Source organism: Mycolicibacterium insubricum (assembly GCF_010731615.1).
Classification (GTDB): domain Bacteria; phylum Actinomycetota; class Actinomycetes; order Mycobacteriales; family Mycobacteriaceae; genus Mycobacterium; species Mycobacterium insubricum.
In genome coordinates this window covers 3,780,347-3,804,349 of the sequence record NZ_AP022618.1, presented here as the reverse complement: position 1 = coordinate 3,804,349, position 24,003 = coordinate 3,780,347, and the positions used below count along the sequence as shown (strand labels likewise).

Annotated in this window: 24 protein-coding genes; 12 read left to right on the top strand and 12 right to left on the bottom strand. The window is 68.6% G+C overall.

Annotated elements, in window-relative coordinates:
• Positions 1-9: 9 nt before the first annotated feature.
• Both G6N16_RS17905 and G6N16_RS17900 read right to left on the bottom strand, forming a co-directional pair.
• Positions 10-648 (bottom strand): TetR/AcrR family transcriptional regulator, encoded by a 639-nt coding sequence (locus G6N16_RS17905; protein WP_234805983.1) that lies wholly within the window; start codon positions 646-648, stop codon positions 10-12.
• A 70-nt stretch (positions 649-718) separates the two neighbouring features.
• Positions 719-1,546, bottom strand: coding sequence for an SDR family oxidoreductase (locus G6N16_RS17900; RefSeq protein WP_083032907.1), 828 nt, complete (start codon positions 1,544-1,546; stop codon positions 719-721).
• Positions 1,547-1,708: 162 nt separating this feature from the next.
• Here G6N16_RS17900 and G6N16_RS17895 point away from each other — a divergent pair, with 162 nt between their 5' ends.
• Both G6N16_RS17895 and G6N16_RS17890 read left to right on the top strand, forming a co-directional pair.
• On the top strand, positions 1,709-2,665 hold the full coding sequence (locus tag G6N16_RS17895; RefSeq protein ID WP_083032908.1) for an LLM class F420-dependent oxidoreductase: 957 nt from the start codon (positions 1,709-1,711) through the stop codon (positions 2,663-2,665).
• Positions 2,666-2,669: 4 nt separating this feature from the next.
• Positions 2,670-3,701, top strand: a complete 1,032-nt coding sequence (locus G6N16_RS17890; RefSeq protein ID WP_083032910.1) for a CaiB/BaiF CoA transferase family protein — start codon at positions 2,670-2,672, stop codon at positions 3,699-3,701.
• A 10-nt stretch (positions 3,702-3,711) separates the two neighbouring features.
• Here the strand turns inward: G6N16_RS17890 and G6N16_RS17885 are convergent, their stop codons facing one another.
• Positions 3,712-4,026 carry a 2Fe-2S iron-sulfur cluster-binding protein gene (locus tag G6N16_RS17885; protein WP_083032911.1) on the bottom strand — a complete coding sequence of 105 codons (315 nt, stop codon included), beginning with the start codon at positions 4,024-4,026 and terminating at the stop codon, positions 3,712-3,714.
• A 177-nt stretch (positions 4,027-4,203) separates the two neighbouring features.
• Between G6N16_RS17885 and G6N16_RS17880 the strand changes: the two genes are divergently transcribed.
• Genes G6N16_RS17880 through G6N16_RS17865 form a run of 4 tightly spaced genes read left to right on the top strand, consistent with a single transcriptional unit; the run spans position 4,204 to position 8,367 of the window.
• Positions 4,204-5,643 (top strand): class I adenylate-forming enzyme family protein, encoded by a 1,440-nt coding sequence (locus G6N16_RS17880; RefSeq protein ID WP_083032913.1) that lies wholly within the window; start codon positions 4,204-4,206, stop codon positions 5,641-5,643.
• Positions 5,621-6,526 carry an acyl-CoA dehydrogenase family protein gene (locus G6N16_RS17875; protein ID WP_083032915.1) on the top strand — a complete coding sequence of 302 codons (906 nt, stop codon included), beginning with the start codon at positions 5,621-5,623 and terminating at the stop codon, positions 6,524-6,526. The genes G6N16_RS17880 and G6N16_RS17875 overlap by 23 nt, the downstream gene beginning before the upstream one ends.
• The gene (locus G6N16_RS17870; RefSeq protein WP_083032916.1) at positions 6,513-7,601 is read left to right on the top strand and encodes an acyl-CoA dehydrogenase family protein; all 1,089 of its coding nucleotides are present in this window, start codon (positions 6,513-6,515) and stop codon (positions 7,599-7,601) included. Before G6N16_RS17875 ends, G6N16_RS17870 begins: the two co-directional genes overlap by 14 nt.
• A 1-nt stretch (position 7,602) precedes the next feature.
• Entirely contained in the window at positions 7,603-8,367 is a 765-nt protein-coding gene (locus tag G6N16_RS17865; protein ID WP_083032918.1) for an enoyl-CoA hydratase/isomerase family protein, read from the top strand.
• Positions 8,368-8,492: 125 nt separating this feature from the next.
• On the opposite strand, the gene G6N16_RS17860 is transcribed toward G6N16_RS17865, so the two are convergent.
• Positions 8,493-9,671, bottom strand: coding sequence for an acyl-CoA dehydrogenase family protein (locus G6N16_RS17860; RefSeq protein WP_083032919.1), 1,179 nt, complete (start codon positions 9,669-9,671; stop codon positions 8,493-8,495).
• A 3-nt stretch (positions 9,672-9,674) separates the two neighbouring features.
• Entirely contained in the window at positions 9,675-10,685 is a 1,011-nt protein-coding gene (locus G6N16_RS17855) for an acyl-CoA dehydrogenase family protein (protein ID WP_083032921.1), read from the bottom strand.
• Between the two features lie 177 nt (positions 10,686-10,862).
• Here G6N16_RS17855 and G6N16_RS17850 point away from each other — a divergent pair, with 177 nt between their 5' ends.
• On the top strand, positions 10,863-11,522 hold the full coding sequence (locus G6N16_RS17850; protein ID WP_163787919.1) for a TetR/AcrR family transcriptional regulator: 660 nt from the start codon (positions 10,863-10,865) through the stop codon (positions 11,520-11,522).
• 79 nt (positions 11,523-11,601) lie between these two features.
• On the opposite strand, the gene G6N16_RS17845 is transcribed toward G6N16_RS17850, so the two are convergent.
• The 7 genes from G6N16_RS17845 to G6N16_RS17815 are packed head-to-tail and all read right to left on the bottom strand — an operon-like array spanning position 11,602 to position 17,473.
• Positions 11,602-12,363: an acyl-CoA dehydrogenase family protein gene (locus tag G6N16_RS17845; RefSeq protein WP_083032329.1), complete on the bottom strand. Its 762-nt coding sequence runs from the start codon at positions 12,361-12,363 to the stop codon at positions 11,602-11,604.
• Between the two features lie 47 nt (positions 12,364-12,410).
• Positions 12,411-13,535 carry an acyl-CoA dehydrogenase family protein gene (locus tag G6N16_RS17840; RefSeq protein ID WP_083032278.1) on the bottom strand — a complete coding sequence of 375 codons (1,125 nt, stop codon included), beginning with the start codon at positions 13,533-13,535 and terminating at the stop codon, positions 12,411-12,413.
• Positions 13,532-13,975 (bottom strand): nuclear transport factor 2 family protein, encoded by a 444-nt coding sequence (locus G6N16_RS17835; protein WP_083032279.1) that lies wholly within the window; start codon positions 13,973-13,975, stop codon positions 13,532-13,534. Before G6N16_RS17835 ends, G6N16_RS17840 begins: the two co-directional genes overlap by 4 nt.
• Positions 13,972-15,249 (bottom strand): metal-dependent hydrolase family protein, encoded by a 1,278-nt coding sequence (locus G6N16_RS17830; RefSeq protein ID WP_163787918.1) that lies wholly within the window; start codon positions 15,247-15,249, stop codon positions 13,972-13,974. The genes G6N16_RS17835 and G6N16_RS17830 overlap by 4 nt, the downstream gene beginning before the upstream one ends.
• A gap of 2 nt (positions 15,250-15,251) precedes the next feature.
• The gene (locus tag G6N16_RS17825) at positions 15,252-15,596 is read right to left on the bottom strand and encodes a hypothetical protein (protein WP_083032283.1); all 345 of its coding nucleotides are present in this window, start codon (positions 15,594-15,596) and stop codon (positions 15,252-15,254) included.
• Positions 15,589-16,923 (bottom strand): SRPBCC family protein, encoded by a 1,335-nt coding sequence (locus G6N16_RS17820; protein WP_083032284.1) that lies wholly within the window; start codon positions 16,921-16,923, stop codon positions 15,589-15,591. The genes G6N16_RS17825 and G6N16_RS17820 overlap by 8 nt, the downstream gene beginning before the upstream one ends.
• A 4-nt stretch (positions 16,924-16,927) precedes the next feature.
• Entirely contained in the window at positions 16,928-17,473 is a 546-nt protein-coding gene (locus G6N16_RS17815) for a carboxymuconolactone decarboxylase family protein (protein ID WP_083032286.1), read from the bottom strand.
• A 278-nt stretch (positions 17,474-17,751) separates the two neighbouring features.
• On the opposite strand from G6N16_RS17815, the gene G6N16_RS17810 reads away from it, so the two are divergent.
• The 5 genes from G6N16_RS17810 (at position 17,752) to G6N16_RS17790 (ending at position 24,001) form a co-directional block, all read left to right on the top strand.
• A complete protein-coding gene (locus G6N16_RS17810) occupies positions 17,752-19,047 on the top strand; it encodes an amidohydrolase family protein (RefSeq protein ID WP_083032288.1) in 1,296 nt (431 codons plus the stop codon).
• A 173-nt stretch (positions 19,048-19,220) separates the two neighbouring features.
• Positions 19,221-20,387 carry an acyl-CoA dehydrogenase family protein gene (locus G6N16_RS17805; RefSeq protein ID WP_083032289.1) on the top strand — a complete coding sequence of 389 codons (1,167 nt, stop codon included), beginning with the start codon at positions 19,221-19,223 and terminating at the stop codon, positions 20,385-20,387.
• 18 nt (positions 20,388-20,405) lie between these two features.
• A complete protein-coding gene (locus G6N16_RS17800) occupies positions 20,406-21,620 on the top strand; it encodes a CaiB/BaiF CoA transferase family protein (protein WP_083032291.1) in 1,215 nt (404 codons plus the stop codon).
• A 52-nt stretch (positions 21,621-21,672) separates the two neighbouring features.
• Entirely contained in the window at positions 21,673-22,803 is a 1,131-nt protein-coding gene (locus G6N16_RS17795) for a thiolase family protein (RefSeq protein WP_083032292.1), read from the top strand.
• 49 nt (positions 22,804-22,852) lie between these two features.
• The gene (locus G6N16_RS17790) at positions 22,853-24,001 is read left to right on the top strand and encodes an acyl-CoA dehydrogenase family protein (protein ID WP_083032294.1); all 1,149 of its coding nucleotides are present in this window, start codon (positions 22,853-22,855) and stop codon (positions 23,999-24,001) included.
• The last annotated feature ends 2 nt before the right edge of the window (positions 24,002-24,003 follow it).

Genomic DNA, 24,003 nt, shown 5'->3' with positions numbered 1-24,003 from the left:
CGAGCTAACTTAGTCGACCCGACGCTGGGGAACCGCCACCCCGATGCCGCCCAGGCAGAACCCGACCAGATGCTCGACGTCGGCGGCCGGTGGTCGGTGCCCGGAGCCGATGTGCCGGCGCAGGGTCCCCATGGTGACGTCGAACACCGCGTCGGCGTCGCGTTCGGGATCGGGCCGGCCCATCTGCTGCAACGGAGCTGACAGCAGGTCCCGCAGCGGCGCCATCGCCATCGTGTCGGTGCCCTCGGGGCCGATGACACTGTCGGGATTGAGCCGGTTCTGCGCGGGCGCCGACATCTGCGCCATGGTGGCGTGGCACAGGGTGAACAGCCGCGGGTCGGTGATCTGGGCCAGCAGTCCGGATACCCAGGTGGCCACCTGGTCTTCCGGGCGGGCCTCGCGGGACATGTCGGCCGCCAGCCCGGCGGCCACCCTGGCGGTGCCCCGGCGCACCACCGCCAGGATCAGGTCGTCCTTGCTGGTGAAGTGCCGGTAGAAAGTCTTGTTGCAGGTACCGGCCTCGGCGATGATGTCGCTGACCTTCGGTGCGGCCGGGGCGACGCGCTCCATCACCCGCACGGCCGCGGTCAGGATCCGCTCGACCTCGTCGGTGTGGACGTCCTCGGCGAGCGCCGTCGTATCGGTCACCACGCCGACCACCTGCTCGTTTGCACGAACCGAGAATAGCTTTCTCGGCGTTGCCGTCGGGGGAACTCGCCTATTCGGCGTCCAGGAACAGGTCCAGGATGGGGTTGTCGCCGCCGCCGTAGCCGGACAGATCGGTCCGCCCGGCCTCGGTCAGCACGTCGGCGTCGATGTAGCAGTTGCCGGTGGCCTCGGCCGCGGGCCGGGTCAGGATGGCGGCGGCCGCGTCGCCCATGATCTCGGGCCGACGGGAGCGGGCCAGCATGTCGTCGTTGCCGGCGGCGAGGTTGGTCACCGCGGCGGTGGCGATATAGGTCTGCGGCCACAGGCAGTTCGACGCGATCGGCACCTCGGCGTACTCGGCGGCCCAGCCCAGCGCCAGCAGCGTCATGCCGTACTTGCTCAGGGTGTACGACGGGTGCAGGCCCAGCCAGTACGGATTCATGTTCATCGGCGGCGACAGCGTCAGCACGTGGGCGTTCGGCGAGCGGCGTAGGTGCGGAATGGCGGCCTTGGTCAGCAGGAAGGTGCCGCGGACGTTGATGTCCATCATCAGGTCGAACTGCTTGGCCGACAGTTCCTCGGTGGGGGCGGTGAAGATGGCGCTGGCGTTGTTGACGCAGATGTCCACCCCGCCGAAGGTCTCGACGGCGACCGCCACCGCACGTGCCACGTCGTCCTCCTTGCGGACGTCGCCGACGACGGCGGCGGCGCGGCCCCCGGCGGCCTCGATCTCGGCGGCGGCGGTGTAGACGGTGCCGGGCAGCTTGGGATGCGGTTCGGCGGTCTTGGCCAGCAGGACCACGTTCGCGCCCTGGCGGGCGGCGGCCAGCCCGATCGCCAGGCCGATGCCGCGGCTGGCGCCGGAGATGATCATGGTGCGGTCCTGCAGCGACGGCATGGTGCCTCCCGGGAATCGAAACGCCGCCAGAAGCAGGCTTGCATCCAGCGGTATTGGCATTCTCTTTTTCTGCAAGTACGTTATCACCGGGAGCGGGTGCACCGGCGCCGCCCGCCGGGTTGACGACGGCTGCGCCGGGCGAGGCAAAGGAGTGGGTCGCAGATGCGTCTGGGTGTGATGATCGGTGCCGAGCGCGGGGACATGAACCGCAAGGTCGCCAAGTTCCTCGCCGACATCGAATGGGCCGAGGCGGCCGGCCTGGACAGCGCTTGGATGCCGCAGGTGCCCGACGACTTCGACTGCCTGACGATGGTCAGCCTGATGGGTAACCGCACCAGCCGTATCGAGCTGGGCACCGCCGTCGTCCCGCTGCAGGCACAGCATCCGATCGCACTTGCCCGCCAGGCACTTTCGGTCAACGCCGGTGCGGGTGGGCGACTGGCGCTGGGCGTCGGGCCGTCCCACCACTGGATCATCCGCGACATGCTCGGCCTGCCGTATGAGCAGCCGGCCGGCTACACCCGCGACTACCTGGAGGTGCTCAACGCCGCGATGTCCGGACCCGGGCCCGTCGACGTCGAGAACGGCACCTTCACCGTGCACAACCCGACCGCACTCGGCGCCGAGGTCCGCCCGCCGGTGCTGCTGGCCGCCCTGGGCCCGGTGATGCTGCGGCTGGCCGGTGAGTACGCCGACGGCACCGTGCTGTGGATGGCCGACGAGCGCTCCATCGGCGACCACATCGCCCCGCGCATCAACCAGGCCGCCGAGAACGCCGGGCGCCCCGCGCCGCGGATCATCGCCGGTATCCCGGTCTGCCTGTGCGAGAACTCGCGTATCGACGAGGCCAAGGACCGCGCCAACCGGATCCTGGCAGAGGCCGAAACCTCGCCCAATTATCAGAAGCTGCTCGATCGCGGCGACGCCCGCAACGTCGGCGATCTGTGCGCGGCCGGTGACGAGGAGGCGATCCTGGCGCGGTTCAAGCAGTTCGCCGACGCCGGGGTGACGGATCTGTCGGTGCGGCTGCTGCCGATCGGGGAGAATCGCGATGAGCTCATCGCGTCGAAGTACCGCACCCGCGAGGTGATCGCGGAACTGGCCGCCCAACTACGCTAGGGCCGTGACCGGACCACTCGCGGGCATCAAGATCCTTGAGGTCGGTGCCGTGCTGGCCGGGCCGTACGCCACCCTGATGCTGGCCGATCTCGGCGCCGAGGTGACCAAGATCGAGCCGCCCGCCGGTGACATCTCCCGCCAGGTGTCCGACACCTACTTCGCCAGCCTCAACCGCGGCAAGCGCAGCATCGTTCTGGACCTGGCCTCGGATGCGGGCCGGCACCGGCTGGGGGAGCTGGTGGCCGAATCCCATGCGCTGCTGGTGAACCTGAAGCCGTCGGCCATCCGCAAGCTCGGGCTCACCTACGACGCGCTGCGGCAGTACAACGAGTCGATCGTCGCGGTGGCGCTGACCGGATTCGGGCTCAACGGCGGTGACGACCCGGCGTTCGACTACGTGATCCAGGCGCTGACCGGGGTGGCGGCGATGACCGGCGATCCCGCCGGGCCGCCCACGCTGCCCGGCTACACCTCGGTGGACAACTCCACCGGGCTGACCGCCGCGCTGGGGCTGGTCGCCCAGATCTACTCCGGTCGCGGCGGGCAGGTCGACGTCAGCATGCGCGACGTCATGTTGTCCCAGCTCAACTATCACGCCGCCGGGTACCTCGACGACGGTGTCGTACCGGCCCGCCGACCGTTCGGCGCGCACCCGTTCTACGTTCCGGCGCAACTGTTCCCGACGGCCCAGGGCTACCTGGCGCTGTTCGTCACGCACGACGGATTCTGGCGGTCGCTGTGCGCGGAGACCGGGCTGACCGGCTGGGACACCATGGCCGAGCGGGCCGCGAACCGCGATCCGGTGATCGCCGCGGTCTCGGCCGTGCTGGCCACCGACACGGCGGCGAACTGGGAAACGCGGCTGCGCCCGCGCGGGATCCCGGCGGCCGCGGTGCGCACGCTCGGCGAGGCGCTGGACGCCACGCCGGAGGCCGTCGTGCAGGCCGGGCCGTACCGGCAGGTGCGGTGCAGCATCGGGATGGACGGGTACGTACCGGACTACCGGCGCGCGCCCGCGCTCGGCGAGCACGGCTGACCGGGCGCGGTCAGCAGTCGTAGTCGACGACGACGGTGCAGTCCGGGACGCCCTGACAGGTCAGTACGTACCCCTCCTCGACCTCGTCGTCGTCCAGGGCATCGTTGACCCGCATGGTCGCGGTGCCCTCGCGCAGCACCGCCATGCAGGTGCCGCAGTTGCCGGCCTCGCAGGAGAACGGCGGCGTCAGCCCCGCGCGGCGCGCGGATTCCAGGATGGTCTCACCCGGCTGCGCGGCAATGGTCTCGGTTCGACCGTCGAGGTGCACGGTCACCTCGGGTCGGCCGGTCGCCACCGCGGTGTCACCCGAAGCCGGTGAAGTCATGGATTCACACCTCTCGACATGCTGTCGGCGGCGTCGCGCCGAGTCCCGGGGAACGTGCCACCCCGGGTGCCACAGGCGGCGCGACCACCACCATGGTACGTGTATTCTACTCCAACGAGAATAGTATTCTCATCCGGAGTTTCCCGCCGCCCCGGCACACACCGACCAGGAGGACCGATGCCCGACCCGGTCGTTCTCGCCGGCGCCGAGCGGCAGTACCGTCGCGGTGAGCTCGACGGTCTGATCGCCGGGTTCGCCGCCGAACTCGCCGACCGCGGCGTGCGCCCCGGCGACCGGGTCGCGCTGATGTCGTCGAACCGGCCGGAGTTCGTGATGGCGCTCTACGGGATCTGGCGGGCCGGGGCGGCCGTCGTGCTGCTCAGCCCGGCTTGGAAGCACCGCGAGGTGGCCCACGCGCTGGCGCTGACCGAACCGGTGGCCGCCGTCGGTGACCACCCGGCGCTGGCCGAGCTGAGGGCGATGCGCCACCTCGACGAACCGATCACCCCGGTCGCCGGGCCCGCCCCCTTCGCCGCCGATCCCGATGCCGAGGCCGTGCTGGTGTTCAGCTCGGGCACCACCGGAACCCCCAAGGCGGTCCGGCACACCCACCGGTCGTTCGCCGCCGGCGTCGAGCACTGGCGCACCGTCCTGGGTCTGCAGGCGGCCGACCGGATGCAGGTGGTCACGCCGCCGTCGCACATCCTGGGGCTGCTCAACATCGCCGCCATGCTGGACGCGGGCGGCTGGGTGCGGCTGCGTCGCCGGTTCGACGTCGACGAGCTGCTGGCCGGCATCGCCGCCGACCGGATCACCGTGGAGATGGCGGTGGCCCCCATCGCGCTGGCGATCGCCGCCCACCCGGATCTGGAACGCTACGACCTGTCCTCGCTGCGTTACATCATGTGGTGCGCCACCCCGATCACCCCCGCGGTCGCCGAGGCCGTCACCGCGCGCACCGGCGTCACCTGGATGACCGGCTACGGTGCCACCGAGTTGCCCGTGCTGGCCTGCAACGAACTCGGCAGCGGGCGCCTGGACACCGTCGGACGCGCCGCGCCGGGGGTGGCGCTGCGCATCCGGTCCACCGAAACCGGCGCCGAGGTCCAACCCGGTGTCCCTGGGGAGATCTGGGCCCGAGCGGATTCGTTGATGGCCGGCTATCTGCCCGCCGAGGCCACCGCCGAGGTGATCGTCGACGGCTGGTACCGCACCGGCGACATCGGGGTACTCGACGCCGACGGCTGGTTGCGCATCACCGACCGCACCCGGGAGATGATCAAGGTCCGCGGCTTCCAGGTCGCCCCGGCCGAGGTGGAGTCGGTGCTGCACGCCCACCCCGCGGTGGCCGACTGCGCGGTGTTCGGCGCGCCGGTGCCGGTCGCGGACACCGACGGTCCGGCGCTGACCGGCCAGGAACAGGTGATCGCCGCGGTTGCCACACTTCCCGGCGCAGACGTCAGCGCCGGTGAACTGCAAGACCTGGTGGCCGCGCGGCTGGCGTCCTACAAGCGGCCCGCCGAAATCGTCTTCGTTTCCGAAATCCCGCGCCTGCCCTCGGGCAAGGTGTTGCGTCGTGTGTTGAAGGAGAGCCATGGATGTCCGACTGACCGGTGAACAGCAGCAGCTGCGCAACGCGGCCGCCAAGCTGGCCGACGACCTGGGCCCGTCCTCAGTCGCCGAACTCGCCGACGCCGCACGGATCGAGCGGCTGGACCGCCAGCTCGCCGGAACGGGTTGGTGCGCACTGCGTTCCGACGGCGCCTCCGGGGTGGAGGTCGCCATCGTCGCCGAGGAGTTCGGCCGCGGCCTGGTCGATGCCCCGTTTGCCGGCCCGGTGCTCGCCGACGAGGCCTACCGGCTGGCCGGCCTGGATCCCGCCGCCGGCCTGACCGTGGTGGTCGGCGGCGAAACATTCGATGCCCGCGGCGCCGGTGTCGCGGTCGCGGTGGACGGCTCCCGGGTCCTCGCCGGATCCGTCGGGGACTCCGTCGCGGGTGCCGATCTCACCCGGACCCGGGCCACGGCAACGCAATTGGCCGAGGTGGGCGCGATCGACGACGACGCCGCGGCCCGCTGGCAGGCGCTCGCGCTGGTGATCACCGCTGCCGACCTGGTCGGGGTGAGCCGCGGCGCGCTGGACCTGGCGGTCGACTACGCGAAGATCCGCGAACAGTACGGCAAGACCATCGGTTCGTATCAGGCCGTCGCCCACCTGCTGGCCGAGGCCGCCACCCTGGTCGAGGGTTCGATCAGCATCCTGCGCCACGCCGCGTGGGCGGTCGACGAACTCACCCCGGCCGAGGCGTTGCGCGCGGCCCGGGTGGCCAAGCTGTACTGCGCACGCGCGGCTCGCACGGTGTGCGAGACTTCGATCCAGGTGCACGGCGGAATCGGCAACACCTGGGAATGCCTGGCGCACGTCTACCTGCGCCGGGCGCTCACCTCGACCGAACTGTGGCCCGTCAAGTTGGAGGAGATCGATCTTGGACTTTCGTGATTCGGCCGACGAGGCCGCCTTCCGCGCCCGGCTGCGGGACTGGCTCTCGGTGCACGCCAAGGAATTCCCGACGTCCGGCGACGAGTACTGGGCCCGCCAGGGCGAGTGGCACCGCGCGCTGTACTCCGGCGGGTTCTTCGGGGTGACCTGGCCCAAGGAGTACGGCGGCCAGGAGCTGCCCCCGGTCTACGATGTCATCCTCGACGAGGAACTGGCCCGCTACGGCGCCCCGCCGCGGCCCAGCCTGGGCTACCTGGTCGTCGGGCTCGGCCACCACGGCAGCAAGGAGATTGCGCAACGCTTCCTGCCCGGCATGATCAACGGCACCGAACGCTGGTGCCAGGGGTTCTCCGAGCCCGGTGCCGGGTCGGATCTGGCGTCGCTGACCACCACCGCCGTCCGCGACGGCGACCAGTGGGTGATCAACGGCCACAAGATCTGGACCAGCTACTCCGACGTCGCCGACTGGTGCCTGGTGCTGGCCCGGACCGACCCGGAAGCCAAGCGGCACAAGGGCATCTCGGCGTTCATCGTGGCGATGGACCAGCCCGGGGTGATCCAGCGCCCGCTGGAGATGATCAACGGCATCACCACCGAATTCGGGCAGGTCGCCTTCGACAACGCCACCGTGCCGGCGGCCAACATGGTCGGCGAACCCGGTGACGGCTGGGCGCTGGCGATGACCGTGGTCGGCCACGAGCGGGAACCCTCGACGCTGGGCTACGCCGCCCGGTACGGCAAGCTGGTGCGCCAGATGGCCGCCCGCTGCGAGGGATCGGTCCCCGAGGACCTGGCCTGGGCGGCGGTGCAGACCGAGATGCTCACCCACCACGTGCGGCGCCGGCTGTCCGAACAGCTGGACGGCATCACCCACAACTCCAACGGCTCGATCGACAAGCTGCTGATGACCTGGGTGGACCAGTCGGTGGGACACGCCGCGCTCGCCGTGACCGGGACCGCCGACACCGAACTGTTCAACTCCTATCTGTACAGCCGGGCGCAGAGCGTCATGGGCGGAACTTCGCAGATTCAGAAGAACATCATCGCCTCACGCATCCTGGGATTGGGAGTCTGAAATGTATGGAATGCCAGAAGAAATCGACGTCGCGGCCGACGGGCCGCTGCGGATCATCACACTGAACCGGCCCGATGCGCTCAACGCCGTCAACGACAACCTGCACGTCGGCCTGGCGAACCTGTTCAACGAGCTCAACGAGGACGCCGGGGCGCGGGTCGCGGTGCTCACCGGTGCCGGCCGGGCGTTTTCGGCCGGCGGCGATTTCAACTACCTCGACGAGCTGCGCCGTGACGAGGCGTTGCGCACCAAGACCATCAAGCACGGCCGCGACCTGGTGCTGGGCATGATCCGGTGCCGGATCCCGATCATCGCCGCTGTCAACGGGCCGGCCGTCGGCCTGGGCTGCAGCCTGGCCGCCATGTCCGACGTCGTCTACATGGCCGAGACGGCGTTCTTCGCCGACCCGCACGTGTCGATCGGGTTGGTGGCCGCCGACGGCGGGCCGCTGGTCTGGCCGACGCAAATCAGCTTCCTGCAGGCCAAGGAGTACGCGCTGACCGGGGCGAAGATCCCCGCGGCGAAGGCACTCGAGCTGGGCCTGGCCAACCACGTGGTGGCAGATCCGGTGGCCGCGGCCCTCGAATGCGCCCGGGGCATCCTCAAGCAGCCGCAGCAGGCCGTCGAGGCCACCAAGCGGCTGATGAACATGCAGCTGGAACGGTCGGTGACCACCTCGCTGGACTACGCCAACCTCAGCGAGTACGTCTCCTTCGGCACCGCCGACTTCAACCGCATCGTCGACGGGCTGATCGCCAAGAAGTAATCCGGCGAGTGGCCAGTTACTGCACGAAGGCTCCGTGGCGTCCGCCTCGGGTCGGGCCGTCCTGGGTTTTTGTGTTCCTGGATGGCCGCTCGTGCGCCAATCGGCCGTTCGCGATCGGCGGGCCGTCAGCGCGGCAGGCCGAGGATCCGCTGGGCGATGATGCTGCGCTGGATCTCCGAGGTGCCACCGGCGATGGTCCCGCCGAAGGTGCGCTGCAGCCGTTCGAACAGACTGGTCGACGCGTCGTCCTCACCGAACGGTGCGTAGCTGGAGGTGATGTTGGGATGGCGCAGCCCGTCGATCCCGGCGGCGTCCAGCGCGTGCTCGGAATGGGTCTGAACCGACTCGGATCCAAGCAGTTTCAGCACCGACAGACTCTGGGTGTCCTGCTCACCGCGGGCCTCGCGGGCGATTGCCGCCGAGCCCAACAACCGCAGCGCGGCGGCGTCCATCAGCAGCGTGGCGTACTGGTCGCGTTCCAGCACCGTGGCCGGTCTGTAGTCGGCGATCAGCTGGTCGAGCCGGTCGGCGAACAGCATCCACAGCAGGGTGCGTTCGTGGCCCAGCGATCCGTTGGCCACTCCCCAGCCGCCGTTGAGTGGCCCGACCAGATTTTCGGCGGGCACCCGGGCGTCGGTGAAGAAGACCTCGTTGAAGTCGATGTCCTCGCGGTCGCACCAGGACGGGAACGGCCGGCGCACCACGCCTTCGGTGTCGGCGGGCACCACCAGCACGCTGATGCCCTTGTGCTTGGGCGCATCCGGGTCGGTACGCACGAAGGCCAGGATCACGTCGGCGTCGTGGGCACCGGAGGTCCACACCTTCTGGCCGTTGAGGATGAACGCATCCCCGTCGGGGGTGAGCGTCGCCGACGTGCGCAGGCCGGCCAGATCCGATCCGGCGTTGGGTTCGCTCATGCCCAGTGCCGCAGTCATTTCCGCGCGTAGGATCGGCACGGCCCAGCGCCGCTTCTGTTCCTCGGTGCCGAAGGTCAGCAGCGAGGCGGCGATGATGCCGACGCCCTGCGGGTTGTAGGACTGATAGATCCGCCGGCGGCACAGTTCCTGGTTCCACACGTACTGCTGCAGGATGTTGGCGTTGCGGCCACCGAACTCCGGCGGGTAGCCGGGCACCAGCCAGCCGTGGTCGAACAGGACGCGCTGCCAGTCCCGGGCCCACGGCGGCACGTCGGCGGTCGATTCCGAGCGTTGGTCGGTGACCGCCTCGTCGGGCAGGTACTCGTCGAGAAACGCGATGAATTCGTCGCGGAACGCCTCGACGTCGGCGTCGAAGGTCAGTTGCACGGCTCAGGCCCCCGCTCGTGCCGCGGCCAGTGATTCCTCGGTGATCCGGGCGCGGTGCTCGGCGGCGCCGCCCAGCATGAGCTCGCCGGCCTTGGCCCGCTTGAGCGGGAACTGCACGTCGTTCTCCCAGGTGAACCCCATGGCGCCGAACAGCTGTACGCCGTGCTTGAACACCAGCGACTGGCACTCGCCGGCGCCGGCCTTGGCCATCATGGCCGCCATCCGACTGCGTGGGTCCCCCTCGGCCAGGGTCAGCGCGGCGAAATAGGCCAGCGCGCGGGCCCGCTCGATGGCGACGTGCATATCGGCGGCCTTGTGCTGGACGGCCTGGAAGGACCCGATCAGCACGCCGAACTGCTTGCGGGACCCGACGTGTTCGAGGACCAGGTCCAGGATCCGCTGGCAGGAACCGACCACGGTCAGCGCCATCCCGGTCAGCGCGAGCTCCCGGGCGCGCTCGACGTTCACCCCGGACACCCGGGCCTCGGTGGGCACCGCCACCGAGGCCAGCGTCACCTCGGCGACGTGCAGTACTGGGTCGAACACCTGCACTCGGCGGGCGGTCACCTGATCGGAGCCCAGGATGAACACCCCGGCGGGGGTGAGCACGGCGAGCCGGTCGGCGCGGTCGCCGTCGAGGACGTGCCGGCAGGTGCCGTCGAGCACCCAGCCGTCGGCGGTGCGGGCCGCGGTGACACCGTCGTAGACCGCGGCGCCGGAGAGTTTGGCATCGATCCGGTCGCCGGCCAGCGGGCTGAACTGGGTCAGGGTGGCCAGGAACGGGGTGGGATCGCTCGCGGCGCCGAGCGCCTCGACCAGCAATCCGAGTTCGACGGTCTCCGACGCGTCGGTGAGCTCGGTCCACCCCATGTCGACGTAGGTCTGCCACAGCGCCGTGGTGTCGGCACCGTCCTCGGCGACGGCGCGAACGAGGCTGGCGGGGCATTCCTTGGCCAGCGCGTCGCGCACCGTGTCGCGCCAGAATCGCTGGTCGGAATCGAGCTCCAGGAGCATTCGGATTTCACCTCGTCGGTCGCCGGTCGAATAACCATCGGAGAATAACATTCTCCTCATGTGGTAGGAAGAATCTCGAAATCTGCGTCACAATGCGGCCGAGGACCCCCTAAGTAGACCTATTGTCCGTTACAGTTTGTCCATGTACATTGCACGTCGCCGCGATTCGGGCCTCAGATGAGCAGCCCCAGCGAAGAACCGGCCTGGAAGCAGCGCGCCGTCGAGCGGTCCATCAAGACCGCCAAGCTGCGTGCCGCCCAGCGCGTGCAGCGCTTCCTCGACGCCGCCCAGGCGATCATCACCGAGAAGGGCAGCACGGATTTCACCGTGCAGGAAGTCGTCGACCGGTCCCGGCAGTCACTGCGTAGTTTCTACCTCCAATTCGACGGCAAACATGAGTTGCTGCTGGCGCTGTTCGAGGATGCGCTCAGCCGTGCGGCCAATCAGATCCGCGCCGCGACATCGGGCCAGGAGGAGCCGCTGGCCCGGTTGAAGGTCGCAATTGAGCTGCTCTTTGAGCTGTCGCGGCCGGATCCGTCGGCTAAGCGCCCGTTGTTCACCGATTTCGCCCCCCAGTTGCTGATCTCGCATCCGACCGAGGTGCGCGTTGCTCACGCCCCGTTGCTGGTGTTGTTCACCGAGCTGATGGAGGAGGCCGCCGAGGCCGGCCAGCTGCGTTCGGACGTCAATCCGCGCCGAGTCGCGGCGATGACGATGCAGACGGTGATGTTCACCGCGCAGTCCTCGGCACCGGCCGAGGAAGAGGAGATCCACCCGATCACCGCCGACGAGGTGTGGAGCTTCTGCGCGCTGGGTTTCGCCGCCTCAGCTAGCTAGAGAACAAGGTTCTGGGTCAGCGAGAACCACCGTCGCCTCGTGGGCGGCCTCCGCTATCGCCGGTGATTCCGCCGGGGTGTCAGAGCTCGGCCAGCCGGGGTGCCGAACGACGGGCCCGCAGCCCGGCGCCGGCCTTGCGGGTCAGTTCCCGGGAGCTGCCCAGCAGGCCGTCGAGGACCAGCGCCCGCTTGATGTGATGGTGCAGGTCGTGTTCGGCGGTGAAGCCGATCCCGGCCAGCACCTGCTGGGTGTGCTTGGCGGCGGTCAGCGCGGCCTTGCCGGCGGCGGCCTTGGCCAGCATCGCGGTCAAATCCGGGCTGTCGGTGTCAGGCAGGCTCAGGGTCGCCTCCGCGCCCTCGATGGCCACCAGGGTCTCGGCGAGCTTGTGCCGGATCGCCTGGAAGCCGGCGATCGGCCTGCCGAACTGCACACGGTCCAGCGCATGGGTGCGGGCCAGCGCCAGCATCGCCCGCGCCGATCCCACCAGCCACCAGCCCAGGGCCCGGCGGGCCTCGCCGATGCGCATGAGTTCCCCGTCGGGGACCCGGCGCAGCGGCAGCCCGCCCAGCGTCGGGTTGTCCGGCGCTTGGGTGTCCTCGCGTTCCCACACCACCCAGTGGCCGCCGGCGAACGGCATCGGCGGCGTGCCCCCGGGGAGTCCGCCGATGGTCTCCAGCAGCACGTCGTTGAGCACAGAGGCGTGCGCCCCGGTCTCGCCGAGCAGCCGGAACACCAACGGCACCGCGATATCGGGCACCTCGGAAAGCATGTCGGCCCAGCCCAATTCGGCCAGCGCGGCGTCGAGCTCAGGGCCCGAGGCGTTCGCCATGCAGGTGCGCATCGCGTCCTCGAGCAGCCCGAGGGAACCGGCGTCCAGATCGGTCACGCTCACTCCTTACCCAGATCCAGCAGCCGCCGGGCGATGATGTTGCGCTGCACCTCCGCGGTGCCGCCGTAGATGGTGGCGGCCCGCGAATACAGGTACTCGGTGCGCCACGGTGAATCTTCGAGTTCGATGACGCCGGGCAACAGGTCGTGGGCGGTGTCGTAGAGCCGCTGCTCGGCGGCGGCCAGTAGCACCTTGTCGATGGAGGTGTCCGGCCCCAGCCGGTGGCCTTGCGCCAGTCGCTTCTGGGTGGCCGCCGACCGGCACCGCAGCGTGTGCAGCGCCAGATAGGTCTCGCCCATCTCGTCGTCGATGCCGGCCCCTTGGTCGGAGACCTCGGCGATCAGTGCGTCGAACCGCGAATACAGGTAGGCGATCCGCTGCCAGAAGCAGGTCGAACGCTCATAGGGCAGCAGGTCCATGGCCAACTGCCAGCCGTCGCCGGGCCTGCCCAGCATCCGGGAGGCGTCGACCTCGACGTTGTCGAAGTACACCTCGCAGAACTCGTCGACACCGTGCATGGTGTGCAGCGGGCGCACGTCGACGCCGGGGGAGTCCATGTCGACGAAGAACGCCGTGATGGCCTGGTGATTCGGCGTGCCGGCGTCGCCGGTGCGGGTCAGCAGGATGCAGCGGTGGGAGAACTGCGCGAAGCTGGTCCAGACCTTCTGCCCGTTGACGATGTACTTGTCGCCCTGCTGCACGGCCCTGGTGGTCAGCGAGGCCAGGTCGCTGCCGGAGCCGGGTTCGGAGAAGCCCTGGCACCACTGCTCGGCGCCGGAGAGCATCTTCGGCAGCATCTCGGCGGCCAGCTCGGGGCAGGCGTAGTCGATCATCGTCGGCGCCAGGACCTCGATCATCGAGTACGGTCCGGGCTCGGCCAGCCGCCGGCCGACGATCTCCTCACCCACGATGGCGCGCAGTATCGCCGGACCGCCGAGCCCCCCGGCGTGTTCCGGCCAGCCGTAGCGGCCCCAGCCGCCGTCGTAGAGCGCCCGCATGACCCGGGCGAACTGCGTCATGTGACCGGCGAGCGTGTGATCCTCGGGTGGAGTGAGATCGTTGTCGGCCAGCCACGCCCGCAGCGCGGTGCGAAACGCGGCGGGCTCGTGCAGGGGATCGGTCATCCGGCTTCGGGTCTCCCGATTGCGTGCGGGCGACCGTGGTCGTGGTCGCCGCTGCGCCGGATGAACGTCATGGCACGGGTTTTCAGCCGCCAGCCGTCCTCGGTGCGCAGGTAGCTGTCCCGGTAGTAGCCGATCCGCATGTCGTGGCGGGAGTGCTCGATGAAGCACAGCGGCTGGGTTCCGGTGGCGGTGTCGGCACCCTCCTCCAGGTCGACCAGCGCGGTGCCGGTCATGAACAGGCCCTTGGGCGCGGCGTCGACGAGCACCGGGAACCGGTTGAGCGTGTAGGTGTCACCGAATGCGCTGTAGGTGCCGTCTGGGGTGAAAACGCTGATCAGACCGTCGGTGTCGCCCTGGGTGATGGTGACGGCGTACTTGGCCAGCAGTTGCTGGATCTCGACCAGATCCTCGATGCGACTCGGCCGGCGGTCGTCGCTCACTGTGCGCCTCCGTTGGGGGACAGGTCGTTTCGGTACACGGTTCCACCCTTCATGACGAAGTTGACGTTTCGGGTCACGGTGATGTCGGCCAGCGGATCGCCGGGCACGGCAATGATATCGGCGACCTGCCCGGCCGCCAGGCGCCCGCGGTCGGTCACGTTGATCAGGTCTGCCGCGACCACGGTGGCCGCGCGCAGCACGGCATCGGCCGGCATACCCCATTCCACCAGGGTGACCAGTTCGTCGGCGTTGCGACCGTGCGGGATCGCCGGTGCGTCGGTGCCGACGGCGATTTTCACCCCGGCCTCGTACGCCGCCTTGATCGAGGTTTCGGCCTTCGGGAACATCTCGGCAGCCTTGTCCTGCAGCACCTTCGGTGCCTTGGAGACGTCCATAGCCTGGGCCAGCCGGCGGGTGGTGACCAGGAATCGGTCGTTGTCCACCAGCATCTGGATGGCCTCGTCGTCCATCAGGAAGCCGTGCTCGATGCAGTCGATGCCGCAGGCTACCGCGTGCTTGACGGCTTCGGCGCCGTGCGTGTGCGCGGCGACCCGCAGGCCGCGCCGATGCGCCTCGTCGACGATGACGCGGAGTTCCTCGTCCGAATAGTGTTGCGCGCCCGCCTCTCCGGTGAGCGACATGACGCCGCCGGAACAGCACACCTTGATCAGCTGAGCGCCGTGCTTGATCTGGTAGCGCACCGCCTTGCGGATCTCATCGACGCCGTTGGCGATGCCCTCTTCGATGGTCAGCTCCAGCACGCCGGGCATGAACGCGGCGAACATGGTGGGGTCCAGGTGTCCGCCGGTGGGGGTGATCGCGTGCCCGGCGGGAACCACCCGCGGTCCCTCGATCCAGCCCGCGTCGATGGCCTTGCCCAGCGCGACGTCCAGCAGGTAGCCGCCGGTCTTGACGAACAGACCGAGGTTGCGGACGGTGGTGAATCCGGCCCGCAGGGTGCGCCGCGCATTGCCCACCGCGCGCAGCACCCGGGTCGCCGGATCGTCCTGGACCTGGGACAGGACCGGGTTCTCGCCCTTGCCGCCCATCAGCAGGTTCACTTCCATGTCCATCAGGCCGGGCAGCAGTACGGCGTCGCCGAGGTCGATCACCGGGGCGGCCGGGTCGACCCCGTCGCCGCCGATCCCGACGATCCGATCGTCTTCGACGGCGACGATGCCGGGGCGAATGATCGCCCCGGCATCGACGTCGAGCAGTCCGGCCGCTTTGAGGGTCAGCCGCTTGGGGCCGCCGGCTCGTTTCGCGTCCGACACCCTTAGACCACCGGCTCCTGCACGATTTCGACCCAGGCCGCGCCGCTGTCGAGCACCCGCGGCTGTTTCCAGACCTCGACCGGGAAGCTGACCATCACCACCGACTGCATCAGGTGCATCAGCCGCTTGGCGTCGTCGGGCATGCCGTGCAGCGGGAAACGCTCGTCGAGGTAGACCATGATCTCCTCGAGCCGGGCCATGCCCGCGTCGTAGAGCTCCTGCATCTCGGCCATCGACGAGGACAGCCGCTTGGCGTAGCGCTCGGGTTCGGTGGCCAGGATCCAGTCGCTGAAACGCTCCAGGTCGGCGAAGGGTTCCGGCAGCAGGCGGGTATCGACATCAGACATGTGCGGTCTCCTTCGGGCAACCGTTGGTGGCGTTGGCGGTGGCACCCTTGGCCGCCTGCTCCAACTTGTAGGCGTCAACATACTTGTGCGCGGTGTGATGCAGGTGGCGCAGCAGGATCTCCTGGTCGCAGAGCGGGAACTCGGTGACCGCCCGGGTGCCGATCTGGGTCTGGGTCGCCTCCAGGGTGTTGGCGTCCTGCAGCGCGTACTCCTTGAACGTCACCGCGGCAAGCTCCTGGCTCAGGCGCTGGCGGGTGTTCTTCGGCGGTACGAAGTACAGGTTGGCCTCGAAGATGTGGCTGTCGACCCCGGTCGGCCAGTAGTTGTAGGTCAGGTACCAGCCCGGAACCCACAGCAGCAGTGTGAAATTGGGGAAGAACTCGAAGGAGTCCTGGCCCCAGGTGGGCTGGCGCGCCGGGTTGACCGCCGGGGGCAGCTCGTCGGGCAGGATGCCCTTGATGTCGGGCCGGTCCCACGGGCCGAACAGGCCCGAGTGCAGGATCCGCTCGATCGGCTTGACCATGCTGAGGTCCTTGGGCGGGCTCATGCCGCCCCAGGACGAGATCATCGAGTGCTGGTCCTTGATGTCGTAGTGCAGCGCCTCGAATCCGACCTTGGCCAGCTTGGCGGCCTCTTCCGGGGTCGCCTGCTTCATGTGCAGGATCGGGGCGTGGTAGAACTCGACGAACGCGTCGATGAACAGCTTCCAGTTCGACTTGATCTCCGCGCGGTAGCTGTAGTGCTCGGTCATCTCGTGGAACGGGTAACCCTGCAGGCCCTTGGCGAAATCACCCAGGTAGTCCTCCAGCGGTTCGGCGTCGTCGTCGAAGTTGACGAAGATGAAGCCTTCCCAGACCTCGCAGCGCACCGGCTTGAGCGGGTAGTCGGCCTTGTCGACGTCGAAGAACTCGTCCTCCTGCTGGATGAACGTCAGGTCACCGTTGAGCGCGTAGCGCCAGGCGTGGTACTTGCAGGTGAACTGGCGGCAGCTGCCGGAGACTTCTTCGCCGGGGTAGTCGTTCCACACCAGCTTGTTGCCGCGGTGGCGGCACAGGTTGTAGAAGGCGTGGATGTTGCCCTCTTTGTCCTTGTTGACGATGATCGAGGTGCCCGGGCCCACCGACGGCATCTCCCGGGTGAAGTAGCTACCAGCCTTGGGCAGGCGCTCCACGCGGCCGACGTGCAGCCACAGCTTGCGGAAGATGGCCTGCTGCTCCAGTTTCCACTGCTCGGGGTCGATCGAGTCGGTGTAGTCGACCGGAGCGGTGCCCAGCTCCGGCCAGTTCTCGGTCCAGCTTCCGACGGCTGGTTTCGGAAAATGCGCCATGGGGTTACCTCGTTTCGTGAGCGGTCGGGTTGTCGAGCTGTATGCCAAAGGTGTTGAAGGCGCACGCGAGCGTGCGATAGGTGCCGACGGTGAAGATCAGGTCCATCCGCTGCTGATCGTCGAACCGGGCGCCGAGTGCGGCCCAGGTGTCGGGGGAGATCCGGTGGTCGTCTTCGAGTTCGTCGACGGCTCTCAGCACGGTCTGGTCGAACTCGTCGGTCGCGGTGCCAGTCCGGATGCCGGCGATGTCGGCGTCGGTCAGTCCGGCCTGCCGGCCCATGTCGACGTGATGGTGCCATTCGTAGGCGGCGTCGCCGCGGGCGGCCACCCGCAGGATGGCCAGTTCGCGCAGCCGCTCGGGCAGGGTGGAACCGAACAGCAGGTGCACGTTGAGCCCGAGGAACGCCTTGGTCAGCGCGGGGTGGTGGACCATGGTGGCCAGTGCGTTGCCGGCGCCGTCGGGATTGCGCCGGGCGGCGGGCAGCATGGGCGCCAGTGCGCGCTGCACCTCCTCGCCCCAGGCTTCAGCGGGCAGCGGCGCCAACAGCACCGCCGACGGGGTCCTCCCGGACACGGGCCCTCCTTCTCGTAGATGAGAATCATATTCTCATAGACGAATAACAGATTTCCACGAACTTGTGATTTGGTCAATCTCGGGTTTGGCCCGGGTGGCCGCCGGACGGGCGGCAAACACCCTCAAACCGGTCCTCGCGTACCGCTTGACGTGCGAAATCAAATGTTTTCGTGAGTTGGTTCTCTCGGTATGAGAAGCTAGTTACCTACTTCGGAGAACCCAGAGCTGCCAGATGTGCCCAGAGAGGAACCGTCATGAACAAAGACGACATGATCCTGATCAGCGTGGACGACCACATCATCGAGCCGCCGGACATGTTCAAGAACCACCTGCCGGCGAAGTACGCCGACGATGCGCCGCGGCTGGTCCACAACCCCGATGGCAGTGACACCTGGCAGTTCCGGGATACCGTCATCCCCAACGTGGCGCTCAACGCAGTCGCCGGCCGGCCCAAGGAGGAGTACGGCCTGGAGCCCCAGGGCCTCGACGAGATCCGCAAGGGCTGCTACGACGCGGCCGAGCGGGTCAAGGACATGTCGGCCGGCGGCGTGCTGGCGACGATGAATTTCCCGTCCTTCCCCGGTTTCGCCGCCCGGTTGTTCGCCACCGAGGACGCCGAGTTCTCGCTGGCGCTGGTGCAGGCCTACAACGACTGGCACATCGACGAGTGGTGCGCGGCGCACCCGGGACGGTTCATCCCGATGGCGATCCCGGTCATCTGGGACCCGGTGCTGTGCGCCGAGGAGATCCGCCGGGTGTCCAAGAAGGGCGTGCACTCGTTGACCTTCACCGAGAACCCGTCGACCCTGGGGTACCCGTCGTTCCACGACCTGGAGTACTGGCGGCCGGTGTGGGAAGCGCTGGTGGACACCGAGACCGTGATGAACGTGCACATCGGCTCGTCGGGCAAGCTGGCGATCACCGCCCCGGACGCCCCGATGGACGTGCTGATCACCCTGCAGCCGATGAACATCGTGCAGGCCGCCGCCGACCTGTTGTGGTCGGCACCGATCAAGGCCTTCCCGACGCTGAAGATCGCCCTGAGCGAGGGCGGCACCGGCTGGATCCCCTACTTCCTGGACCGGGTGGACCGCACTTTCGAGATGCACTCCACCTGGACGCATCAGGACTTCGGCGGCAAGCTGCCCTCGGAGGTATTCCGTGAGCACTTCATGACCTGCTTCATCTCCGATCCGGTCGGGGTGGCCAACCGGGACCTGATCGGCATCGACAACATCTGCTGGGAGATGGACTACCCGCACAGCGACTCGATGTGGCCGCACGCCCCTGAGGAGCTGTGGGGGGTGTTCAGCGACAACAATCTCGCCGACTACGAGATCAACAAGATCACCCACGAAAACGCCATGCGGCTCTACCATTTCGACCCGTTCGCGCACATCCCGCGCGAGCAGTGCACGGTCGGTGCGCTGCGCTCCACGGTCGAGGGGCACGACGTGTCGATTCAGGCGCTGTCTCAGCACAAGGAACGTGCCGGCGGTACCTTCGCCGACTTCCAGGTCAACGCCAAGACGATCACCGGGGCCAAGTAGCGCACAGTCTTTGCGTGAGCGTGCGTGTCCCCGGTGCGACACGCCGCCCCAGATGGTACGAGCGTGCGTGTCCCCGGTACGACACCCGGGGACGCGCACGCTCGCCATGAGTAGGCTCACCGGCGTGTGCGTCGGGGGCGGAAACGATTAAGGAGTAGACAGTGTCCGGCGGAATGAATTTCGAGCTCACCGAGGACCAGGAGCTGATCCGTCGGTCGGTGGCCGAGCTGTGCGCCCGCTTCGACGACCACTACTGGATGGACAAGGACCTCGCCCACGAGTTCCCCAGGGAGTTCTACGACGCCATCGCCGCCGGCGGCTGGCTCGGCATGACCATCCCCGAGGAATACGGCGGCCACGGCATGGGCATCACCGAGGCCACCCTGCTGCTGGAGGAGGTGGCCCGCTCGGGCGCGGCGATGAACGGCGCCAGCGCCATCCACCTGAACATCTTCGGCATGCAGCCCGTCGTCAAACACGGTTCCGACGAACTCAAGGCCGCCACCCTGCCGCGGATCGTCAACGGCGACCTGCACGTCTGCTTCGGTGTCACCGAACCCGGTGCGGGACTGGATACTTCGCGGATCACCACATTCGCCAAGCGCGAGGGCGACCACTACCGGGTAAACGGGCGCAAGGTCTGGATCAGCAAGGCCGGCGAGTCGGAGAAGATCCTGCTGCTGACCCGGACGACCCCGCGTGACGAGTGCGCGAAGAAGACCGACGGCATGACGCTGTTCCTCACCGACCTGGACCCCGAGCACGTCGACATCCGCCCGATCAAGAAGATGGGCCGCAACGCCGTCGCCTCCAACGAGGTGTTCATCGACGACCTCATCGTGCCGGTCGAACACCGGGTCGGCGAGGAGGGCCAAGGTTTCCGCTACATCCTCGACGGCCTGAACCCCGAGCGGATGCTGATCGCGGCCGAGGCGCTCGGTATCGGCCGGGTCGCGCTGGAGAAGGCGGTCAAGTACGGCAACGAGCGCCACGTGTTCAATCGGCCGATCGGCATGAACCAGGGCCTGCAGTTCCCGCTGGCCGATTCACTGGCCCGCCTCGACGCCGCGGAACTCGTGCTGCGCAAGGCGTCCTGGCTCTACGACAACGGCAAACCCTGTGGGCGCGAGGCCAATACCGCCAAATACCTGTGTGCCGACGCCGGGTTCGGCGCCGCCGACCGGGCGCTGCAGTTGCACGGAGGTATGGGGTATTCCGAGGAGTACCACGTGTCCCGCTACTTCCGGGAATCCCGGTTGATGAAGATCGCCCCGGTCAGCCAGGAGATGATCCTGAACTTCCTGGGCGAGCACGTGCTCGGCCTGCCCCGCAGCTACTGACCGCCGGAGCCGTTCACCGTGACCGCACCGCTTTCCGGAATCACCGTCGTCGCCCTGGAACAGGCCGTCTCCGCGCCCATGTGCACCCGGGTGCTCGCCGACTTCGGCGCCCGGGTGATCAAGGTGGAGAACCCGCGCGGCGGGGACTTCGCCCGCGACTACGACACCGTCGTCAACGGCATGGCCGCGCATTTCGTGTGGGCCAACCGCGGCAAGCAGTCGCTGACGCTCAATCTCAAGGCGCCCGAGGGCAGGGACGTCCTGCACCGGCTGCTGGCCGGAGCCGACGCCCTGGTGTCCAACCTCGCCCCGGGCGCGACCGCCCGGATGGGCCTGGGCCCCGAGGATCTGCGTACTCGGCACCCGAACCTGATCGCCTGCGAGATCGACGGTTATGGGCCCGGCGGCCCGATCTCGCACAAACGCGCCTACGATCTGCTGGTGCAGGCCGAGTCGGGGGCGTGCGCGGTGACCGGAAGCCCCGGTGCGCCCGCCAAACCCGGTCCGCCGGTTGCCGATATCTCCACCGGCCTGTACTCGGCGTTGTCGATCATGGCGCTGCTGCTGGGCCGGGCCCGTGGCGGCTTCCCGGCCGCCGGGGCGCCGATGCCGTCGGTGGCGGTCAGTCTGTTCGACACCATGACCGACATCATGGGCTACCCGCTGACCTACACCCAGCACTCCGGTATCGACCAGACCCCGCTCGGGATGAGTTCCCCGGCGGTCGCGCCGTACGGTTCGTTCGGTACCCGCGACGGCCAGACCGTCGTACTGGGCACCACCAACGACCGGGAATGGCAGCGGCTGGCCCGCGAGATCATCGAGCGGCCGGATCTGGCCGACGATCCACGGTTCGCCACCAACTCCGATCGCTGCGCGCGGCGCGACGAGCTGGATGCGGCGATCCGGAGCTGGTGCGCCGAACACGATCTCGCCGAGATCCAGACCACCGCGGACGCCGCCGGGATCGGGAACTCCCGCTACAACGTGCCCAGCGAGGTGATCGAACATCCGCAGTTGGCCGCCCGGGACCGCTGGCGGCCCGTCGACACCCCCAACGGAACGATCTCCGCGCTGCTGCCGCCACCGGTGATCAGCGACTTCACCCATCCCATGGCCCCGGTACCCGGCCTGGGTGAGCACACCGATGAGATCCTGGCCGAACTCGGCTTCGACGACGACGGCATCGCCGCGCTGCGCGCCGCCGGCGCCGTCGGCCCGGCCTACCACTGATCCGATCCAGAGCGTGACCAAGACCGAATCCTCCTGAAAGCGAAGTGAACTGATGCCAGCAGCCGTCATCGCCGCCGCCGTGCGGACACCCATCGGAAAGCGCAACGGCGCCCTGGCCGAACAGCACGCCGCCGACCTGTCGGCACTGGTGCTGAACGAGCTGGCCGACCGCGCCGGCATCGACCCGGCGGTCGTGGACGACGTGGTCTGGGGTTGCGTCGGCCAGGTGGGGGACCAGTCGAGCAATATCGCCCGGTACTCGGTGCTGGCGGCCGGCTGGCCGGAGGAGATTGCGGGGGTGACGGTCAACCGGGCCTGCGGCTCCAGTCAGCAGGCACTGGACTTCGCGGTCGCCGCGGTGATGTCCGGCATGCAGGACGTGGTGGTCGCCGGGGGTGTCGAGGTGATGAGCCGGGTACCGCTGGGGGCGACCCGGTCCACCGGGATGCCGTTCGGCCCCAAGGCGCTGGCCCGCTACGACGGATTCCAGTTCAACCAGGGCCTGGGCGCCGAACTGATCTGCCAGCGCTGGGGTTTCGACCGCGCTGCCGTCGACGAATACTCGGTGCGCTCCCATGAGCTGGCCGCCGCCGCGGCCGACCGCGGTGCCTTCGCCGAGCAGATCGTCGCCGTCGACGGACTCGACGCCGACGAGGGCATCCGCCGCGGCACCACCGCCGAGAAGCTGGCCGGTCTCAAACCGGCGTTCGCCGAGGACGGCGTCATCCACGCCGGCAACTCCTCACAGATCTCCGACGGGGCCGCCGCCCTGCTGGTGACCACCGAGGAGAAGGCCGCCGAACTGGGCCTGACCCCTCTGGCGCGTTACGTCACCGGCGCGGTCACCGGCGCCGACCCGGTGATGATGCTGACCGGGCCGATCCCGGCCACGCGGAAGGCGCTGGCCCGCGCCGGTCTGGGCATCGGCGACATCGGCGTCTTCGAGGTCAATGAGGCGTTTGCGCCGGTGCCGATGGCCTGGCTCGCCGACACCGGCGCCGACCCCGAGCGGCTCAACCCGCTCGGCGGTGCGATCGCGCTGGGTCACCCGCTCGGCGCGTCCGGCGCGGTGCTGATGACCCGGATGATCCATCACATGCGCGACAACGACATCCGCTACGGACTGCAGACGATGTGCGAGGGCGGCGGGACGGCCAACGCCACCATCGTCGAGCTCATCTGAGCCCCGCCGAATCCGAACCGCTCGCCACCGCCCGCATCGAGGAGAAGCCATGCGCCGCACCCTGTTCACCGAGGACCACGAGGCCTTCCGGCAGCTCGCCCACGACTTCATCGAGAAGGAGGTGGTGCCGGCCTACCCCGAGTGGGAGAAGACCGGCCGGATGCCGCGCGAGGCGTTCCGCAAGCTCGGCGAGACCGGCATCCTGGGGATGGCCATCCCGGAGGAATACGGTGGCGGCGGACAGGACGACTACCGCTACAACGTGGTGCTGCAGGAAGAGGCGTCGCGCGCGCTGGTCACCCTTTCGACGGTCCGGACCCAACTGGAGGTGATCCTCCCGTACTTCCTGCGCTACGCCAACGCCGAACAGCGTGGCCGCTGGTTTCCCGGCCTCGCCGACGGCAGCCTGCTCACCGCGATCGCGATGACCGAGCCGGGCACCGGATCGGATTTGGCCGGCATGCGCACCACCGCGGTACGCGACGGCGACGACTTCATCCTCAACGGGGCCAAGACCTTCATCACCGGCGGCATGCAGGCCGATCTGGTGATCGTCGTGGCCCGCACCTCCACCGATCCGGACAACCGGCGAAAGGGGCTGACCCTGCTGGTCGTCGAGGAGGGCATGGCGGGCTTCGAACGCGGACGCGAGCTCGACAAGATGGGCTGTAAGGTCCAGGACACCGCCGAGTTGTCCTTCTCCGACGTCCGGGTGCCGGCCGCCAACGTCCTCGGTGAGGTCGACGAGGCGTTCGGTTACCTGGGCCACAACCTCGCTCAGGAGCGGCTGACCGTGGCCGTGGGCGCGGTGGCCCAGGCCCGCTCGGCCATCCATGCCGCCATCGACTACACCAAGAGCCGCACCGCCTTCGGGACGCCGGTGGCGTCGTTCCAGAACACCAAGTTCGAGCTCGCCGCGTGCTCCACCGAGGTGGAGGCGGCCCAGACCATGCTCGACGCCGCGGTCGCCGAACATGTGGACGGCGCGCTGTCGGGCGCCGACGCGGCGCGTACGAAGCTGTTCTGCACCGAGATGCAGGCCCGGGTGGTGGACCGCTGTCTGCAGCTGTTCGGCGGCTACGGCTACATGATGGAGTACCCGATCGCGCGGCTCTACACCGATGCCCGGGTCACCCGCATCTACGCGGGAACATCGGAGGTGATGAAGGTGATGATCGCCAAGGACCTGGGTCTTTAGCC

What these genes read in the sequence shown, in the direction of transcription:
- G6N16_RS17810 (WP_083032288.1), top strand. Translation starts at nt 17,752, where the DNA reads ATGAACAAAGACGACATGATCCTGATCAGCGTGGACGACCACATCATC.
- G6N16_RS17865 (WP_083032918.1), top strand. Translation starts at nt 7,603, where the DNA reads ATGTATGGAATGCCAGAAGAAATCGACGTCGCGGCCGACGGGCCGCTG.
- G6N16_RS17895 (WP_083032908.1), top strand. Translation starts at nt 1,709, where the DNA reads ATGCGTCTGGGTGTGATGATCGGTGCCGAGCGCGGGGACATGAACCGC.
- G6N16_RS17885 (WP_083032911.1), bottom strand. Translation starts at nt 4,026, where the DNA reads ATGACTTCACCGGCTTCGGGTGACACCGCGGTGGCGACCGGCCGACCC.
- G6N16_RS17805 (WP_083032289.1), top strand. Translation starts at nt 19,221, where the DNA reads ATGAATTTCGAGCTCACCGAGGACCAGGAGCTGATCCGTCGGTCGGTG.
- G6N16_RS17900 (WP_083032907.1), bottom strand. Translation starts at nt 1,546, where the DNA reads ATGCCGTCGCTGCAGGACCGCACCATGATCATCTCCGGCGCCAGCCGC.
- G6N16_RS17790 (WP_083032294.1), top strand. Translation starts at nt 22,853, where the DNA reads ATGCGCCGCACCCTGTTCACCGAGGACCACGAGGCCTTCCGGCAGCTC.
- G6N16_RS17875 (WP_083032915.1), top strand. Translation starts at nt 5,621, where the DNA reads ATGGATGTCCGACTGACCGGTGAACAGCAGCAGCTGCGCAACGCGGCC.
- G6N16_RS17795 (WP_083032292.1), top strand. Translation starts at nt 21,673, where the DNA reads ATGCCAGCAGCCGTCATCGCCGCCGCCGTGCGGACACCCATCGGAAAG.
- G6N16_RS17880 (WP_083032913.1), top strand. Translation starts at nt 4,204, where the DNA reads ATGCCCGACCCGGTCGTTCTCGCCGGCGCCGAGCGGCAGTACCGTCGC.
- G6N16_RS17825 (WP_083032283.1), bottom strand. Translation starts at nt 15,596, where the DNA reads ATGTCTGATGTCGATACCCGCCTGCTGCCGGAACCCTTCGCCGACCTG.
- G6N16_RS17820 (WP_083032284.1), bottom strand. Translation starts at nt 16,923, where the DNA reads ATGGCGCATTTTCCGAAACCAGCCGTCGGAAGCTGGACCGAGAACTGG.
- G6N16_RS17840 (WP_083032278.1), bottom strand. Translation starts at nt 13,535, where the DNA reads ATGACCGATCCCCTGCACGAGCCCGCCGCGTTTCGCACCGCGCTGCGG.
- G6N16_RS17850 (WP_163787919.1), top strand. Translation starts at nt 10,863, where the DNA reads ATGAGCAGCCCCAGCGAAGAACCGGCCTGGAAGCAGCGCGCCGTCGAG.
- G6N16_RS17855 (WP_083032921.1), bottom strand. Translation starts at nt 10,685, where the DNA reads ATGCTCCTGGAGCTCGATTCCGACCAGCGATTCTGGCGCGACACGGTG.
- G6N16_RS17845 (WP_083032329.1), bottom strand. Translation starts at nt 12,363, where the DNA reads ATGCGCACCTGCATGGCGAACGCCTCGGGCCCTGAGCTCGACGCCGCG.